The organism is Affinundibacterium flavidum, assembly GCF_014284175.1.
GTDB lineage: Bacteria > Pseudomonadota > Gammaproteobacteria > Burkholderiales > Burkholderiaceae_D > Undibacterium > Undibacterium flavidum.
The window spans coordinates 1-16,907 of the sequence record NZ_JACOGA010000022.1 but is presented as its reverse complement, the minus strand read 5'-3'; the positions used below and the strand labels follow the sequence as shown (position 1 = coordinate 16,907).

The 16,907-nt window shown below is 47.1% G+C and carries 7 protein-coding genes; 6 read left to right on the top strand and 1 reads right to left on the bottom strand.

Annotated elements, in window-relative coordinates:
* Positions 1 to 134 precede the first annotated feature (134 nt).
* The gene (locus H8K55_RS19060; RefSeq protein WP_186943663.1) at positions 135 to 5,246 is read left to right on the top strand and encodes an alpha-2-macroglobulin family protein; all 5,112 of its coding nucleotides are present in this window, start codon (positions 135 to 137) and stop codon (positions 5,244 to 5,246) included.
* Between the two features lie 90 nt (positions 5,247 to 5,336).
* Here the strand turns inward: H8K55_RS19060 and H8K55_RS19055 are convergent, their stop codons facing one another.
* Positions 5,337 to 6,524 (bottom strand): DJ-1/PfpI family protein, encoded by a 1,188-nt coding sequence (locus tag H8K55_RS19055; protein ID WP_186943662.1) that lies wholly within the window; start codon positions 6,522 to 6,524, stop codon positions 5,337 to 5,339.
* A gap of 534 nt (positions 6,525 to 7,058) precedes the next feature.
* Between H8K55_RS19055 and H8K55_RS19050 the strand changes: the two genes are divergently transcribed.
* The 5 genes from H8K55_RS19050 (at position 7,059) to H8K55_RS19030 (ending at position 16,652) form a co-directional block, all read left to right on the top strand.
* Positions 7,059 to 8,360: an efflux RND transporter periplasmic adaptor subunit gene (locus H8K55_RS19050; RefSeq protein WP_230408718.1), complete on the top strand. Its 1,302-nt coding sequence runs from the start codon at positions 7,059 to 7,061 to the stop codon at positions 8,358 to 8,360.
* A gap of 33 nt (positions 8,361 to 8,393) precedes the next feature.
* Positions 8,394 to 9,074 carry an ABC transporter ATP-binding protein gene (locus H8K55_RS19045; RefSeq protein WP_186943661.1) on the top strand — a complete coding sequence of 227 codons (681 nt, stop codon included), beginning with the start codon at positions 8,394 to 8,396 and terminating at the stop codon, positions 9,072 to 9,074.
* A gap of 238 nt (positions 9,075 to 9,312) precedes the next feature.
* Positions 9,313 to 11,700 carry an FtsX-like permease family protein gene (locus H8K55_RS19040; RefSeq protein ID WP_186943660.1) on the top strand — a complete coding sequence of 796 codons (2,388 nt, stop codon included), beginning with the start codon at positions 9,313 to 9,315 and terminating at the stop codon, positions 11,698 to 11,700.
* 98 nt (positions 11,701 to 11,798) lie between these two features.
* Positions 11,799 to 14,174, top strand: coding sequence for an ABC transporter permease (locus H8K55_RS19035; protein ID WP_186943659.1), 2,376 nt, complete (start codon positions 11,799 to 11,801; stop codon positions 14,172 to 14,174).
* A 99-nt stretch (positions 14,175 to 14,273) separates the two neighbouring features.
* The gene (locus H8K55_RS19030) at positions 14,274 to 16,652 is read left to right on the top strand and encodes an ABC transporter permease (RefSeq protein ID WP_186943658.1); all 2,379 of its coding nucleotides are present in this window, start codon (positions 14,274 to 14,276) and stop codon (positions 16,650 to 16,652) included.
* Positions 16,653 to 16,907 lie beyond the last annotated feature (255 nt).

Here is a 16,907-nt window from a genome sequence, read left to right as displayed (position 1 = left end):
TATTTTAGGAATCTAATTTATATAAGAAAAGCATACTGGTGACGCAAAAAATACGTGAATCAGCGAGTACTTTTGCATATTTTTTTCTTGTTTGAAATGCTATATTGGCTCCACTTCAAACTCGGGAATTCAATATGGCAAATCTTTCTAAGAAAACCTTGGGCATCGTTTTATTGACTGCCGCGGTGGCGGTAGCAGGTACCGGATATTGGTGGACAAAAAAAGCGAAAACCAAAGTGCCAGTGACGGGCGATGCATTGGTGGTGAACCCCGATGCGCCATTTGCCATGGGTTCTTGTTCGGCGCGCCTGCATGACGATAAACCTGCCTTGGCGGTCATGTTTTCGCAAAGTGTCGATGCCGAACAAGCTTTAGACAAGCTGATTGAAGTTTCTGATTTGGGAAGCACCAAGCCTGACACGACGAAACCAGTGTCAAAAGATGCGAGTGCCAATGCCGCGTCCAAACCAAGCGAGTTGGTCAAAGGCGGTTGGATAGTTTCCGACAATCCGCATGTTTTATTATTCCCTTTCGTTAAGGCAGGGCATAAATATCAGATTAATTTGAGTGGCATGTTGCTTGCCAGCGGTGGCAAGAAGTTGGACAAAGGTCAGACCTGTGAAGTGATCAGTGATGAAATGGCACCGTCTTACTTTTTTGCCAGCAAAGGCACGGTCTTACCTGCGGGCCTAAATGGTGGTTTGCCGGTTGTGACCGTGAATATTCCTGAAGTGGATGTGGAATTTTTACGGGTGTCTCCTGAAAAACTACCAAAATTTATCGACATGGTGGTTGGCAAAAATCGTCATAACCAAAGTGCTGACAGTGAAAGTGAGGGAGACGGCGAATCGGACGATGAAGGCTATTACGATTACTACAGCAGCAGAAATAAATTAAAAGGTTTGACTTCAGGTTGGCAATTAAATGCTTTACAAGGCATCGCAGACAGCGTTTATCAAAATCGGTTTGTCACCAATGAAGTCGCCAATAGTCGTAAAGTCAGTTTTTTACCGGTTGAAAAAATCCCTGAACTCAAAGAGCCCGGCATCTATGTCGCAGTGATGCGCCGACCGGGTTTCTATGACTACGATTATCAAGTCACGTATTTCTATGTCAGTGACATAGGCTTGCATGTGCGCCGCCAATTGAAACAAACCGATGTGTTTACCACTTCACTAAAAGACGGCAAAGCGCAGGGTAGTGTGGATATTGAAGTGCTAGGTGAGCAAGGTAAAGTCTTATTGCGCGGAAAAACCGATAGTGATGGTCACGGAATTTTGCCGGGTTTGCCAAATGGCGCTAAGTTATTACTAGCCAAACGCGATAAAGAAACGTCGATTATCGCTTTGCAAGAACCGGGTTTGGATTTGGCTGAATTTGATATCGGCGGACATTTGCCGCGTGATGCGAAATTGTTTGCCTGGTCTGGACGTGATCTCTATCGCCCGGGCGAAAAGTTCACTGCCTCTTTGATGGTGCGTTCAGCGGAAGGTGTCGCTTTGCCTGCTGCACCGATTAAAGTTGATCTCAAAAAACCTAGTGGCGATGTGGTGAGTTCCAGCATTTGGCAACCGAATCCTAAGACGCCAGGTTATCTGCAACATCTGATCGATCTGCCACCCGATGCTGCTACTGGCCGCTGGAGCTTGGAGTTCCGTGCCGATCCAACGGCGAAACGGCCTGATTCTATCTATACATTTCAAGTCGAAGAATTTCTGCCTGAGCGCATGAAGTTAAATTTGAAAACGGAAACAACACCGTTGACGGATGCAGCCAGCTTTGATGTTGATGTACAGGGCGACTATTTATACGGCGCACCAGCGGCGGGAAATCGTTTGCTTGGCAGCGTGGCGCAAGAGCGTTTTAAGAATCCTGTGGCTAAAGAATGGCCAGGTTTTATCTTCGGTGATTTTGCCGATGACAAAGAACGTAGCCGTGCAGAATTAGCAGAAACGAGTCTTGACGATAGCGGCAAAGCAGAAGTGAACGTGCCATTTACCGCTACCGCAAAGTCGCCTGTGAAAGTGCGCGCTGCATTTAGTTTGCTGGAGTCGGGCGGGCGTCCCGTGGTGCGTTCGATTGAACGTGTCTGGTGGCCAGCTGCGAGCATGATAGGGATACGTCCCTTATTTGAAAAAGACGTGGCCCGCGAAGGCAGCATGGCTGAATTCGAAATTATCCGCGTCAATACAGCAGGGAAATTTTCGACGTTGAAACAAGCGCCGTTTAAATTGGTGCGTGAAGATCGAGAATACTATTGGCGTTATGAAGCGGGTCGTGGCTGGCATTCTGGCTACACGGAAGGGGAAGAAACTATCCATGCAGGCGCCTTGGAATTAAAGAATCGCGCTAAGCTCACCGTGCCAGTGAAGTGGGGACGCTACCGTTTAGAAATCACCGACCCTGAGACAGATTTGGTCGCACGTTATTTCTTCTACGCTGGTTGGAATGCGCAAGATAGTGAAAGCGTCGGTAATCGCCCAGATCGTGTCCGTCTGCAATTAGAAGGCGCGCCGGCCAAACCTGGGAATGACGTCAAACTCAAAATTATTCCACCGCATGATGGCGAAGCCTTGGTCCTGGTCGAAGCCGATAAGGTTTTGTGGAGTAAGCGGGTGGCAGTCAGTACCGAGGGCACGACGGTCAGTATTCCTATTGATAAAAATTGGAATCGTTCGGATATGTATGTTTCTACCGTGGTTTTCCGCCCTGGTAATCAAGGCGATAAGGTCACGCCAGCACGTGCAGTCGGTCTGACATGGTTGCCTTTGGCGCGCGAGCCACGCAAGTTGAAAGTGAGTGTTGCTACACCAGCGCAAGTCGAACCAGAAAAACGCATGATTGCCAAAGTTAAAGTGGAGAATGCTGCGGGTAAAAAAGCCATGGTCACGGTGTCTGCGGTGGACGTGGGCATATTAAATATCACCAGTTTCAAAACTCCTGATCCCTTCGATTTCTTCTTCGGCAAACATCGTTTCAGTGCAGAGTTGACCGATATTTATGGCAAGCTAATTGAGCGCATGGACGGTACGCCGGGCAAGATTAAATGGGGTGGTGACGCAGGCAAACGCGATACTAAGAGCATGCCGAAAAAAGTGAAGCTGGTCGATATTTTCTCGGGTCCAGTGCAGCTCAATGACAAGGGCGAAGCGGATGTAGCATTGAATATTCCTGATTTCAACGGCACGTTGCGCGTAATGGTTGTTGCCTCTACGGATGACGCTTACGGTAGCACTGATAAAGAAGTGCTTGTCAGCGCCCCTATCGTTGCCGAGCTGGCGACGCCACGCTTTATCGGCCCTGGCGATACGTCGACACTGGCGCTCGATGTGACGAATATGATGCAAGGCGAACAGAGTATCAATATCAAACTCTCTGCCGATAAATTATTGAAAGTAAGCGAAGGTGAACGCACGATCAAGCTGGCACCAAAACAGCGTAATATTCTGCGCTTCAATATAGAACCGACTGAGCCGTATGGCCTATCGCGTATCAGTCTCGATGTCAAAACAGCAGGCGAAAAACCAGTCGTGATTCATAGGGAATTCGCATTGCAAATTCAACCGCCAGTGCCGCGTGAACAAGATGCAAGGCGGATACGTATCGATGCAGGCGCAACGCAAAAAATTGATGTGAATATGATAGAGCGCTTCTATCGTGGCTCATCGACATTAAGTGTCACGATGTGGAATCGTCCGCCTTTGAACGTCCGCAGTATCGTCAAAGGCTTACTTGATTATCCGTATGGCTGTCTGGAACAAACCACCAGTGCAGCTTACCCGCATGTGTTTATTGATGAAGAAAGCGCAAAGGCGGTCGGCCTGGCACCACGTACTCGTGAAGAGCGTGCGAAATTCATTGAAGGTGCGATCAGTCGTATCGCCGGTATGCAAGGTGCAGAAGGTGGTTTCCGTCTATGGAATGGGAATAACGGCGCTTACGAAAATTATCTGACACCGTATGTCACCAGCTTCCTGGCGGATGCACGTGACGCTGGTTTTAATGTGCCAGAAGAAATGAATAAGCGCGCACAAAAATGGATGGTGGAAAAACTGAACGGCGCTGCCAATCTGTTCCCTTCATTGCCGGCAAGTCTGAAACCAGATGCGAACGGTGCCTACGAATGGCGCGATTACGATTTGCTGCGTGACAGTCATCAGCGTTTTGCCGAGTTGGCGCACATAGGCTATATGCTGGCACGCGATCAAAAAGCCTCATTGGCGTCTTTGCGCTTGCTACATGATAGTTATCGTGATCGTGCAAAATCATCGTTGCCGCTGGTGCATTTGGGCTTGGCATTGAGCCTGATGGGTGATCAAAAACGTGCGGATGTTGCGATCAATGAAGCGATGAGTAAACCGTATGGCATACGCGCCGGATGGGATTGGGATTGGTTAGGCGATTACGGTACTGCGGTGCGTGATCAGGCAATGGCGTATGCCTTATTGTCACGTCATAAAATTAATCATCCACAACGCGAGAATTTGCTGATTAGTCTGGCGGATCGTCTCGGCAAGGCACGTGGGTATTACTCGACTCAAGAGCGTATCGCCTTGTTCTTAGCAGCGCGTGCTGCCGGTGGGACGGTGACCGATCCGTGGAGCGTGGTTCTTAAAACTGCCGATGGCAGCACGCCTTTGAGTTCTAAAGACAGTGCCAGCCGCCACTTCGATCCTGCACTCGCCTTAAAAGGTATCACTATCGAAAACAAAGGCAGTAATTCTTTATGGCTAGAAATTGAGGCTAGTGGTTTCCCTTTGAAATTGCCACTACCAAGTACAGAGAAAATTAATCTGGAACGCAAATGGTTCACCGTCGATGGCAAACCGTGGAAAGGTGGCAATTTAAAAGTCGGCGATATGCTGATTGCCCGTGTCACTGCCAGCGCCAAACAAATCATCGAAGATGCGATGGTCGTTGATCATATTCCGGCTGGCTTAGAAGTCGAGAATCTGAATCTCTCACAAGGCCCGCAAGCCGGTGAATTCAGTATTGAAGGTGTGAATTTAGCGGCGGCAATGGCTGATGAGCGCATCAAGCATAAAGAATACCGCGACGACCGTTTCGTTGCCGCGGTGCGCTTGGGTGATAGCAAGATCAATCTGTTCTACATGCTACGCGTAGTTACTCCTGGACGCTTCCATGTGCCAGGCACTTATGCCGAAGATATGTACAGACCAGAAATTCGCGCTTACGGCCCATCGCCTGAATCGGTGAATGTGGTTGATCCACGTGGTGGGAAGTAGTTAGTGAGATGCCCTGTGCTCAAGGATACGCAAGTGATTGCTATCCTTGAGTCAGCTAAGCTCGTCTGAGTCATTTCGTCATCAGAGCGCTTATTTTTTTGCGCGATACGGATATTCCAATTGTAATGCGACGAAACTAGCGGAGCGCTCACCATATCGTTGTGCAATTTGTTGCAATGCCCAATCCAGAGTTTGTCCCGGCGGGAGATCAGTTGGCAAATCTGGTAGTACATCTTCTGAGTTAGCTTGGGTCATATCTGGCAGGATCTGCAATCCGCGTAAGCTGTTGACAGATTCATTGGCATAAGTCCACACGCTAGAGCGGTAGGTGCGAGAAAATGCATCTGCCGTCAACGCCAGCCTGAGTTCATCGACAGCCGTAGTGAGTGGCGTCATGAATTTGTCCTTACCCCAAAACGATAACCAATTCCAAGACGCGGTCCATAAATGTTGGCCAGATAATTTAAAGTCTGCACTGCGGTGTGCGGTCGTCCAATCTGTGATGCCGAGTTCGGCCGCCACTGCGTTAGCCTTCGCTTTGCCTGCGATCGCTTCAACCAGCGCCATAGAGACTGGAAGTGAAGCACTGACGCCCGTACTGGTAATGATCTTGCCGTCCGCCAGAAAACGTTTATTCTTGATGAATTGCGTGCGTGGAAATTGTTTAGTAAGGTCGTCAAAAGAATACCAATGTCCCACTGCCTGTTTGTTTTCAAGTAAGCCTGCGTGGGCTAACACCCACACGCCATCACAAATTCCGACGATAGTTGCGCCTTTTTTTGCCTGCTCTCGTACCCAAGCTAATAAGGCAGGATTATCACTGTAATGCACGGCAGGTACGATGACATAATCCGCTCCCGTTGGATGCAAGGTATCAAATTGCAGGGCGCTCAATTGTGCTCTCAAACGTAAAGCGGGGAACATTTGTATGACACCCTCTTGCATTCCTAATGCGAAGACATCAGCAATGTTTGCCTGCTTAAGGACGGAGTAAGGGACGACATAATCGGTCAGTTCAGTAAAGCGATTTTCAGCGATCACAGCGATGATGGGTTTAACGCGACCCGCACGTGCTTGAAATGCAGGGATCGCAGTGAAATTTTCCCCATTGTCGTTGGTGTTTTGTGCATAGCAAGTTGAAGCCAAAAAGCCATTAAGAACAGTACTAAGAACAGCACTGAAGACGAAGAGCTTGAGTACAAATCGCCGCAATGGATGTAGGACGCTGAGTTTGTACTTCGCTTGATTTTGTTCGTGATGATTTGATCTGTATCGCATTTCTTGCTCCATAAGATGAAGTCACTTTAGGCTAGCGAAAAGTGACTTCGATTTGACGGAGCTCTACTCTAAAATCGCTCACATAAAATACAAATAGGATTACGATCAACGGTAGAAATCATGGTTTGTAGGTGAGTTTTTTAGTGACGAATGGGGGCGAATTTTATCCAACCAGTCCGAGTATGCGGTCGTTTGCAATGACCATATTTTGATACGGATTTTAGTGGTGCTTATACATAAATGCCGTATGAAGTACTGGCTCAAATGACTAAGTGGCCAAGTAGCGAAATGACCTGGATAGACATCGGCTTGTTCTGACGAACTTTGTAATGCGAAACAAAAAATGTGAATGAACCGAGCCCCATCCATTTTGCTTGGTAGCATATCAGCGTTCGATTTCAGACATTGTGTAGGCGGAACTGTCCGGAATCGGACAGTTTTTATTTGAAATCGGTTGATTTCAGCATGTCAAAGACATGGCACACAATTTGCAATTATGGAATTCATCAAACACGAAAAAATGAATTCACCTGAATGAAACCCCTATCTCAAATTCAAATAAATAGTGCATCGGCTACCTCCAGTGGTGCTGCAATGGATCAAGTTGTCCCGAAAAATAATAGGCGACGTGTGCTGAAGCTCACTCTGGGACTTTCAGCTTTGACCGCTGTGCTAGTTCTGGGATGGCTGTCAATTCCTAAAGGTCTGCAAGTTACCAAAGCCGATATTCGCATTCAAGCCGCTGAACAAGGGATTTTTTTGGACGACATTATCGTGCGTGCAACGGCTCAGCCTTTGAATTCCGTGATACTTGATTCGGTTGAATATGGAAGGGTGGAAGAAATTAATGTGCAAGACGGTATGATGGTCAAGCAAGGACAACTCTTGTTCCGACTTTCTAATTCTCAGCGCAACTTGGAGCTCCTGCAGCGCAAAGGCGAGCATACCCAACAAGTGGCGAATATGGCGAACATGCAGGTCTTGTTTCAGTCCGCGAATTCTGAAGCTAAAAGACAGTTGGCACAACTCGCTTTCGATAAGGAACAGGCCAAGAAAAAACATGAACGCAATAAGCGTCTGGCGCAAGAAGGATTTATTTCGCAGGTTGCGCTTGAAGAATCCAAGGACCAATATGAGCGTGCAAGCTATGTGTACAGTGAAGAAGAAAAACATCAAGCACAAAACGCGACAGTAAGGCAAACGGCATTAGCGCAAATGGAGGCGGGCATCAATGGCTTGCAATCCGGTTTAAAGTTAGTGACACAGGCAGTGGATGGTTTGGCAGTCAGAGCGCCGATTGCCGGCAAACTTACGGATTTTCATTTGCAAGTCGGCGAGTCTGTTGTGACTGGTAAACGCCTCGGTCGAGTGGATGATCCGAGTAGCTTTAAACTTCAAGCCCAAGTCGATGAGTATTATCTCAATCGTGTCACCTTGGGGCAGCGAGGTAAGGCGCGCATGATAGATCAAAGTTACGACATCGCAGTGATGGCTATCTATCCGCAAATCAAAGAAGGGCGTTTTTTAGTCGAGCTGAAATTCACAGGAGAAAATCCTAAGCAACTCAATCCCGGACAAAGTTTGGACGTCAACATTAGCCTGGGGGCACCGAAGTCCGCAGTCATTTTACCGATGGGAACCTATATTAACGATAGCGGAGGAAGATGGGTATTTGTCGTCGATAAAAGTGGGCAGCGCGCAGAAAAACGCACGATCAAAATTGGACAGCGCAGCAATCGACAAGTAGAAATTCTCGACGGTATCAAAGTCGGCGAAAGCGTCGTGATTTCAAGTTATGAACAGTATCAAACCGTAAAAAATCTGAATATAAAATAGCACAAACATTCGTTAATAATTTAGGAAACCACCATGCTCAATCTAAAACAAGTCAGCAAAATTCACCTCACCGGTGACATTCAAACCACTGCTTTGGATAACATACATCTGGACATCAATGCGGGTGAATATCTCGCGATCACCGGCCCATCTGGCTGCGGTAAATCGACGTTACTGGGACTGATCGGTTTGCTCGACGTACCCACTTCAGGGGACTACTTTTTCGAAGGTGAAAACGTCGCTGGTTACAGCGAAGCGAAGTTGAATCAGTTACGGCGCGGGCGGATCGGATTTATTTTTCAAAGCTTTAATTTGATCGAAGAACTCTCTGTGTTTGAAAACGTAGAGTTGGCATTGGAATACACCGGCATGCCCAGCAAAGAGCGTCGTGAAAAAGTCGCAGCGATGCTTGAAAAATTGAGCATTACACACCGAGCCAAACATCGACCATCTCAACTCTCTGGCGGGCAACAACAACGTGTTGCCATTGCCCGTGCCTTAGTCGCTAATCCTGCTCTTTTGCTGGCCGATGAACCGACCGGCAATCTCGATACCGCGCACGGCGACGAAGTGATGCGCTTACTCAGAAAAATCAATGAAGAAGGTACCACAGTCGTGATGGTCACTCATTCCCCCGCCCATGCTGCACAAGCCTCACGCACCATCAATCTACTTGATGGACGCATTGTGGTCGATGCATTGCAGGCGGCGTAAATCATCATAGGAAAAAACTTCAGCGAAATAGAAAGCTAGTGAAGCTCGCCTCTGTTAAATAGTGAAACAGTGAAACAGTGCGTGATCGTGAAAACAATCGCCGAATGTTTTTTATGCGAAAAATGATTTCTCTATTTCTCTATTTCTCTATTACGTGATCACGCACTTGATCACGGACATGACCACAAACCTGATCACGAGTATGAATTATTACCAATGGTCGAAAGCTTAAACAGACATGAATATTAAAGACCTTAAAATTGGCTGGCGTTTACTTCTTAAAGAACCTAGTTATTCTGCGATTGTGATTTTCGGATTATCCCTAGGTATCGCCGCTTGTTTTCTTTTACTGGGATTAGTCAGGCATCAAATGAGTTTTGACGCCCATGTTCCCGACCATGAGAAAATATTTTTACTCAAAGAACATTGGGACAGCGAAGGATTTTACGGTTGGCGTGGGTCAAGCAGTTATCAGTCTCATCGCGCCATTGCGGATAGTGGATTGCCTGTTATAAGTACCGCAATCGGGCATGAAACGGTGGACATGAGAGCGGGCGAAACCGTACATCAAATCAGTGTCGCCCTAGTCGCTGGAGAATTCGCTAAGGTTTTTTCTATCACTGGCGTTAAAGGCGATTTAAATGCTGCCTTGGTTCGTCCTGATGCCTTGGCGTTGACCGAACAGACGGCGCAAAAACTATTTGGACATCAAGATGCTTTGGGAAAAACGGTGTTGGTGATGGGGAAGGCTTATTCCGTGCAAGCCATCTTACCTACGCCAAGAGTCACCAGCTCAATTGAATATCAGGCGCTTACTGGTATGCAAACAAGATTGTTGGATGAGGATAGGCGTCAGAATCGTTTGGAAAATTGGGGCGCGGTCGGCTTCAACGTCTATGTCAAAACGATGGGGCTAGTCGCGCCAGAACAAATCATCGCCAGAGTTGATAGCGAGTTAGAAAAATCGAAACTCTTCCGAGAGTTTCTTCAACCCATGATGCAGCAGAGCGGTAAGAAAAAAATAATCACTCACCAAATGTTGCCACTGCGCGAGCAAAATCTCGACCCTGATTTAGCGGCTGGAATGACACAAGACAGTCGGATACTCAGTGGGCTAGCGATCGTGGCGCTACTCATACTTGCGCTGGCCGCAAGCAACTATGTCAATTTAGCGCAAGTACGTGCCATACGCCGTCAGCGTGAAATCGCTTTGCAAAAAATATTGGGTGCGAGTGCTATACGGGTAACGATGCAATTTCTATGTGAGTCTGCTTTGGTCACTCTCGTCGCAGCAGTTATAGGGCTGGGTTTAGCGTGGCTAGTGCTCCCGCTATTCTCTGAATTTTTGGGAATCGATCTCGCAGCATCCTTTTCCTTGGCGAGTGTGGGTGTCAGCCTTTTACTTGCACTGATACTGGGGCTTATTGCTGGCTTAGTGCCTGCCTACTCAGCCTATAAAGTGATGCCGAGTGTCGCCTTAGGAGGAAGGGGCGATCAAGAAAGCATCAGTGGACAAAAAGTACTGCGGGTACTGACCGTGCTGCAAATGAGCGCCGCTTTAGCGTTTTCTGCCAGTGCATTGGCGGTCTCATGGCAGAGCTATTTTCTTTCTACCCAGAGTATAGGATTTGACCCTAAGCCCTTGATCAGTCTAAGTCTTCCTGCTGGCACTACGCGAGAACAATTCAATGCATTCCATGCCGAATTGAAACAAGTACCGAATATCGCTCTAGTTGGTGTCTCTACGACGCAAGCTCGCTCTCTGGAAAATGCCGATGCGATAGACCGCAAAGGCTTCCCTTCCATTCATATGAAATACCAAAAAGTGACAACCGAATTTTTCTCCGCCCTAGGTATTTTGCCCAAAGCAGGACGTGGTTTCGACGCTAACCTCGATAACCGTGATGCCAGGCATGACGTGGTTTTGAACGAAAACGGAGTCAAAAAATTAGGGTTCACCAGCAATGAGGATGCGATAGGGCAATTTGTGCAACGTGGAGAGCAAGAGCTTCAAATCATTGGTGTCGTGTCTAATTTTAGAAATACAGATCCCAAAAAAAATGACGAAGCAGTGATTTACTTTCTTAATCAAGCAGGTAGCAAATTCATTGTGCGCACGCTCGGCGACGTCAGCAAAGTGCAAGCCGCCATCGAGCAGCTCTGGACGCGACACTTTCCGGACGGTTTATTGCGCATGCAAACAGTCAACGCAGAAATTGAAGAAGAAAATCGCGCAGAAAAGAACATGGCATGGCTACTAACGCTGGCCAGCATACTGAGCCTAGCAATCGCCGCATTTGGTATCTACGTATTAGCCGCCTACAGCGTACAAAGACGCAGTAAGGAAATCGTGTTGCGCAAACTCTATGGCGCGAACAACGGACATATCCTACGTTTCGTAGGACGAGAGTTTGCGATATTGATGGGACTGGCATGCCTCATCGCGCTGCCGTTAGCTTATCGCTATATACAAGTCTATTTAGCCGATTATGTTGTGCATGCGCCTATCGGCGTATGGACTTTGGTGGCGTCGAGTGTGATAGGTATCTTGGTTGCGGTGTTGGCGACTTTGGGTAACACCTTGAGAGCCGTATCGATGTCACCGTTGCAGATACTGCGAGGGTGAGGCTGGTTAGCGTTGTAGAGCGGGTGCGACCCGCGCTGCCAAACAATCGTGCACCTGAGCAAAGCTAATTTTACTCACGCTTTGAGATGAAAATAAAAATGAAAATCAGAGACTTAAAAATCGCCTGGCGAATTTTGTTAAAACAGCCTGCTCATTCACTCATCGTTTTTTTGGGATTGAGCGTGAGTTTTTGTGTGTGCTTTTTGTTGTTGGGCTATGCCAAATATTCGTTTGAATATGACACGCATGTGCCTGATGCCAAACGGATTTTTTTGGTGAAACATAAGTTGAATGTGATTGGTAATCCAGCTTGGGTGGATTTTAGTGTTGTGCCACTCAAAGAATCGTTAGGGCAAAGTGGAATTCCCCATCAGCTCACATTTATAGATCTGAAATCTCGAAATGTCACAACCGGTGCAGACATAAAGCACGAGGTTTTGATCGCCAGTGTTGATGCGAATTTTCCCGATATGTTTGCAGTCAAAGCATTGCAAGGCGATTTGAAATTGACACTCACGAAGCCCGACGCGATGGCGATTAGTGTCAAAACAGCTGCCACATTGTTTGGTACCAAGAATGCTATTGGTAGTCGCCTGCAAATGGATGGGAAAACTTATTACGTCGGCGCCGTCATACAAGATGTGCCGAGTAATTCTACAGTTGGATTTGATGCGCTCAAAGGATCGGACGCGGGATTGGGCCGTGCCTATGTTCAGGTGCCAAGCAATATCGACATACGGATAGTGGAGAAATACATTCAGGAAAGAGCAGATAAATCTCCTTTTTTTGAGAATGTCGTAAAAAGGATATTTCCAACATACGCTCAAAGTTTAGGAAACAAACGTGCCGTAGAAATTCGTTTGACCAGTCTCGCCGACGCTTACTTTGATCAAGACTTGGGTGTATTGAAATATGTGGTTCGAGGTGATCGACGTATCGTGCTTGCTTTCAGTGCAGTTTCGTTGTTGATCGTATTTTTGGCGACAACCAGTTTTATTAATTTGAGTGTGGCACGCACTTTGCGCAGACAAAGAGAGATTGGCGTCTATAAAATGTTGGGAGTGAGTCGAGCTCGTGTCATCGCGCAATTTGTGACTGAGTCTCTGACTTTGAGCCTCGTAGCGACCAGTTTGGGTTTGTTCTTGGCATGGCTGATCTTACCGCTATTTTCTGAGCTGATGAATCGTCAATTAGGAGACTTATTTTGTCTATCTAATTTGGGGTTGAGTTTAGTTTTCAGCTTACTAGTCGGACTTCTGATGAGTATTTACCCCACCTGGCTCGCGTTGGGAGTGAATGCACAACAAGCGCTGGCGGGGCGCGGCAATAGTGAAAGTGTTGGAGGCGCGCGGCTACGTCGAAGTTTGACCATACTTCAGTTCGCCACTGCCATGGCCTTTGGAGCGGTGTCGCTGGCGATTGCATGGCAGACCGACTATTCAACCAAAACGAACTTGGGATTTGAGCCTGACAATCTATTGGTTTTGAAGCTGAGGAAGTCGATCCGCGAGCCTGAGAGCAGTAGCTTTCGCGATGCGCTTTTACGACTTCCTCAGGTTAGGGATGTAGCGGTTTCGCTTCGCCCCGTTGGACGAGATGATGTGGGTAGTTTTGGGGCTTTTCGCGGGCCCAAAGGTAACTATGTTCTGCCAACGTATGAAGGGGTTTCACCTAATTTTTTCTCCGTGCATGGCGTGAGAGTCCTGGCCGGACGAGGGTTTGATCCAAAACTGGATACCCCAGAAAAATCGAAGAAAATTATTTTCAATCTTGCCGCAATTAAGGCGTTTGAATTTGCTTCATCACAAGCCGCGATTGGGCAGTTTGTAGTCGATATGAATGATGACCCAGAGCCATTACAAATTGTTGGTGTTGTGTCCGATCTACGATATCGAAGTGCGCATGATAGCGAGGTGCCGCGCAGCTTTATTCCTTCATTGTGGCCGTATACCCTAGCCATTCAGACTGATGGACATTTGCCTGAGGCGATGGTCAATATCGCAAACCTATGGCGGCAGCATTTCCCTAATGAGACTTTTGACATCAAAACCAGCACCAGCCTCATCGCCCAAAACTACGAAGAAGATTTACGTATGAGCAAACTCTTGATCATTGCTGCGATCTTGTCCTTAGCGATTGCTGCTTTTGGTATTTATGTGCTGTCTGCGTACAGCGTACAAAGACGCGTGCAAGAAATCGCGATACGCAAAATTTACGGAGCGAAGACGAAGTCGATTGCGCTACTACTTGGCAAAGAATTCGGTTTCATTATGTTGGGAAGTGCTTTGATAGGCCTGCCACTGGGAGCGCTGGCGATTTCACATTACCTCGCGAGCTTTGTTGAACAAGCGCCCATTGGCGGCTGGACTTTGCTATTCGCTTTAAGCGTCGCGCTCTTGATTGCTTTGGCATCGAGTTTGCGTCATGCCTTATTAGCGATGAGGATTTCGCCTGTGGTGGCGCTCAGAGATTAAGTGCTAGTTTGATCTGGTAGGACGGGTGCAACCCGCGCCGCCAAGCTGCCGAGCTCCTAAGCAATGCGAATTATGCCCAAACCTTGAGATTGAATAGAAATGAAAATCAGAGACTTAAAAATCGCCTGGCGAATTTTGTTAAAACAGCCGGCTCATTCACTCATCGTATTTTTGGGCTTGAGCGTGAGTTTTGGTGTGTGCTTTTTGTTGTTGGGTTATGCCAAATATTCGTTTGAATATGATGGACATGTGCCAGATGCTAAGCGGATTTTTTTGGTCAAGCATAGATTGAACGTGATTGCGTATCCAGCTTGGATTGATTTTAATGTTTGGCCGCTCAAGCAATCACTCGGACAAAGCGGGATACCACATACTCTTACATTTGTTGATATTGACACTTTGAGCGTCTCTACGGCCTCTGGTTCTACCAGTAAAATTTTAGTGGCTACAGCGGATAGCAATTTTCCGAATATGTTTGCTGTAAAAGCATTGCAAGGCGACTTATTGGCTACGCTCGCACGACCTGACGCCGTTGCTTTGACGGCAGAAATTGCTTCAAGACTTTTCGGCTCTAAATCGCCCTTAGGAAATCGGGTAGATATAGAGGGAAAACCATATTATGTCGGTGCATTGATCAAAGATTTACCCAATAATTCCACGGTGACATTTGCGGTACTCAAGGGAGGCGCAAGGGAGGACTATAGTCGTGCCTATATTCAATTGCCGACGAATGTGGATGTGAAAATGGTAGAGGATCGATTACAAGATGTGGCTGATAAATCACCATTTTCGAAGGCGCTTCTAAAACATGTTGCCACTACAGTGGAAAACGTAGCTCGAAAAAGAGCTATAGAGATTCGTTTGACAAGTCTCGCAGACGCGTATTTTGATCGCGATCTGGTGGGACGAAAAAATCTCGTTCGTGGCGATGAACGAACAGTGTTTGCATTAATCGGAGCTGCTTTTTTACTTGTATTTTTGGCCGCAACTAGTTTTATCAATTTGAGTGTGGCGCGCACTTTGCGTAGGCAAAAAGAAGTCGGCATCTACAAAATTTTAGGTGCCAGTCGAGCGCGTATTGTTGCGCAATTTGTGACGGAATCTTTGTGCTTGAGTTTTGCCGCCACCAGCCTCGGCTTATTGTTAGCATGGTTGATTTTGCCTCTATTTTCTGATCTGATGAATCGTCAGCTAGACGATTTGTTCTCCTTTTCAAATATCGTGGTTAGCTTACTCTTTAGTGTGCTGATTGGTTTCGTGATGAGTATCTATCCGACTTGGCTAGCCTTATGTGTCAATGCGCATCAGGCCATGGTTGGTCGTGGAAATAGCGAAACATTAAATGGTGCACGATTGCGTCGTGTTTTGACGATACTCCAATTTGCTTGTGCTATGAGCTTTGGTGCGATATCTCTCGCGATTGCATGGCAAACTTACTATTCGACGAAAACGAATTTGGGGTTTGAACCGAATCATTTATTGGTGCTGACGTTAGCACAATCGATAGAAGATTCAGAGGCAAATGCATTTCGTGATGCGCTCTTACGACTTCCTCGGGTTGAGGATGTTGCAGTTTCGTTTTGGTCTGTAGGAAAAGATGTGACTGGCGTCGATTTTGTCCCGCTACGTGCATCAAATGGTCAGTACGTAATGCCAAATCTGGAAGGTATTTCACTTAATTTTTTTTCTGTGCATGGCATAAAATCACTAGCAGGACGGGTTTTTGATCCTACACTTGATGCACCCAAGTATGCGGACAAGATAGTGTTGAATCTCGCTGCAGTAAGTGCTTTGGGTTTTTCTACTCCACAATCAGCAATAGGACAATTTGTTGTGGACAATAGGGATAAGCCAAGATCCGTGCAAATCATCGGTGTCGTCCCCAACGTGCGCTACCGAAGTGCACATAACCCTGAGGTTCCACGTATTTTTATTCCCGCGTTTTGGCCGCACACTTTTACCATTCGGACCGACGGCAATTTGTCCGAAGCGACGATGCAAATCACAAATTTATGGCGACAGTACTTCCCTAGTCAAGTTGTTGATATCAAAACTAGTACCAGCCTCATCGCACAAAACTACGAAGAAGATTTACGTATGAGCAAACTCCTGATTATTGCGGCGATCTTGTCCTTGGCGATTGCTGCTTTTGGTATTTATGTGTTGTCTGCTTATAGCGTACAAAGACGGTTTCAGGAAATTGCGATACGTAAGATTTACGGGGCTAAGACGAAGTCGATTGCGCTACTACTCGGTAAAGAGTTTGGTTTCATTATGTTGGCAAGTGCGTTGATTGGTTTGCCATTGGGAGCGCTGGCGATTTCATATTACCTTGCCAGCTTTGTCGAACGTGCTCCGATTGGTGGCTGGACACTGCTATTTGCGTTGAGTGTCGCGCTCTTGATTGCTCTGGCATCGAGTTTGCGTCATGCCTTGTTGGCGATGCGGATTTCACCGGTGGTGGCGCTTAGGGACTGAGTTTAAAGTTTGCTTTGTAGGGGGGGTGCATCCCACGCCGCTTGTCCATCAAGCGTCTGAGCAGCGCGGGTTTCACCCCAAAGGCGCAAACCAAAATCAAGATATAGTGCGAAGCTGCAGGCAGAGTAGGTTTTCTCCTTCCCCCTATCAATTGTATGGGGAAGGTCGGGATGGGGATGGGTTTTAGTCGGATAATTGACGACATTTCTTGCTCAAATCAAACCCATCCCCACCCTAACCCGCCCCTTGAAGGGG

Coding starts and splice junctions, on each gene's coding strand:
- H8K55_RS19030 (WP_186943658.1), top strand. CDS start 14,274: ATGAAAATCAGAGACTTAAAAATCGCCTGGCGAATTTTGTTAAAACAG.
- H8K55_RS19035 (WP_186943659.1), top strand. CDS start 11,799: ATGAAAATCAGAGACTTAAAAATCGCCTGGCGAATTTTGTTAAAACAG.
- H8K55_RS19045 (WP_186943661.1), top strand. CDS start 8,394: ATGCTCAATCTAAAACAAGTCAGCAAAATTCACCTCACCGGTGACATT.
- H8K55_RS19050 (WP_230408718.1), top strand. CDS start 7,059: ATGAAACCCCTATCTCAAATTCAAATAAATAGTGCATCGGCTACCTCC.
- H8K55_RS19055 (WP_186943662.1), bottom strand. CDS start 6,524: ATGCGATACAGATCAAATCATCACGAACAAAATCAAGCGAAGTACAAA.
- H8K55_RS19040 (WP_186943660.1), top strand. CDS start 9,313: ATGAATATTAAAGACCTTAAAATTGGCTGGCGTTTACTTCTTAAAGAA.
- H8K55_RS19060 (WP_186943663.1), top strand. CDS start 135: ATGGCAAATCTTTCTAAGAAAACCTTGGGCATCGTTTTATTGACTGCC.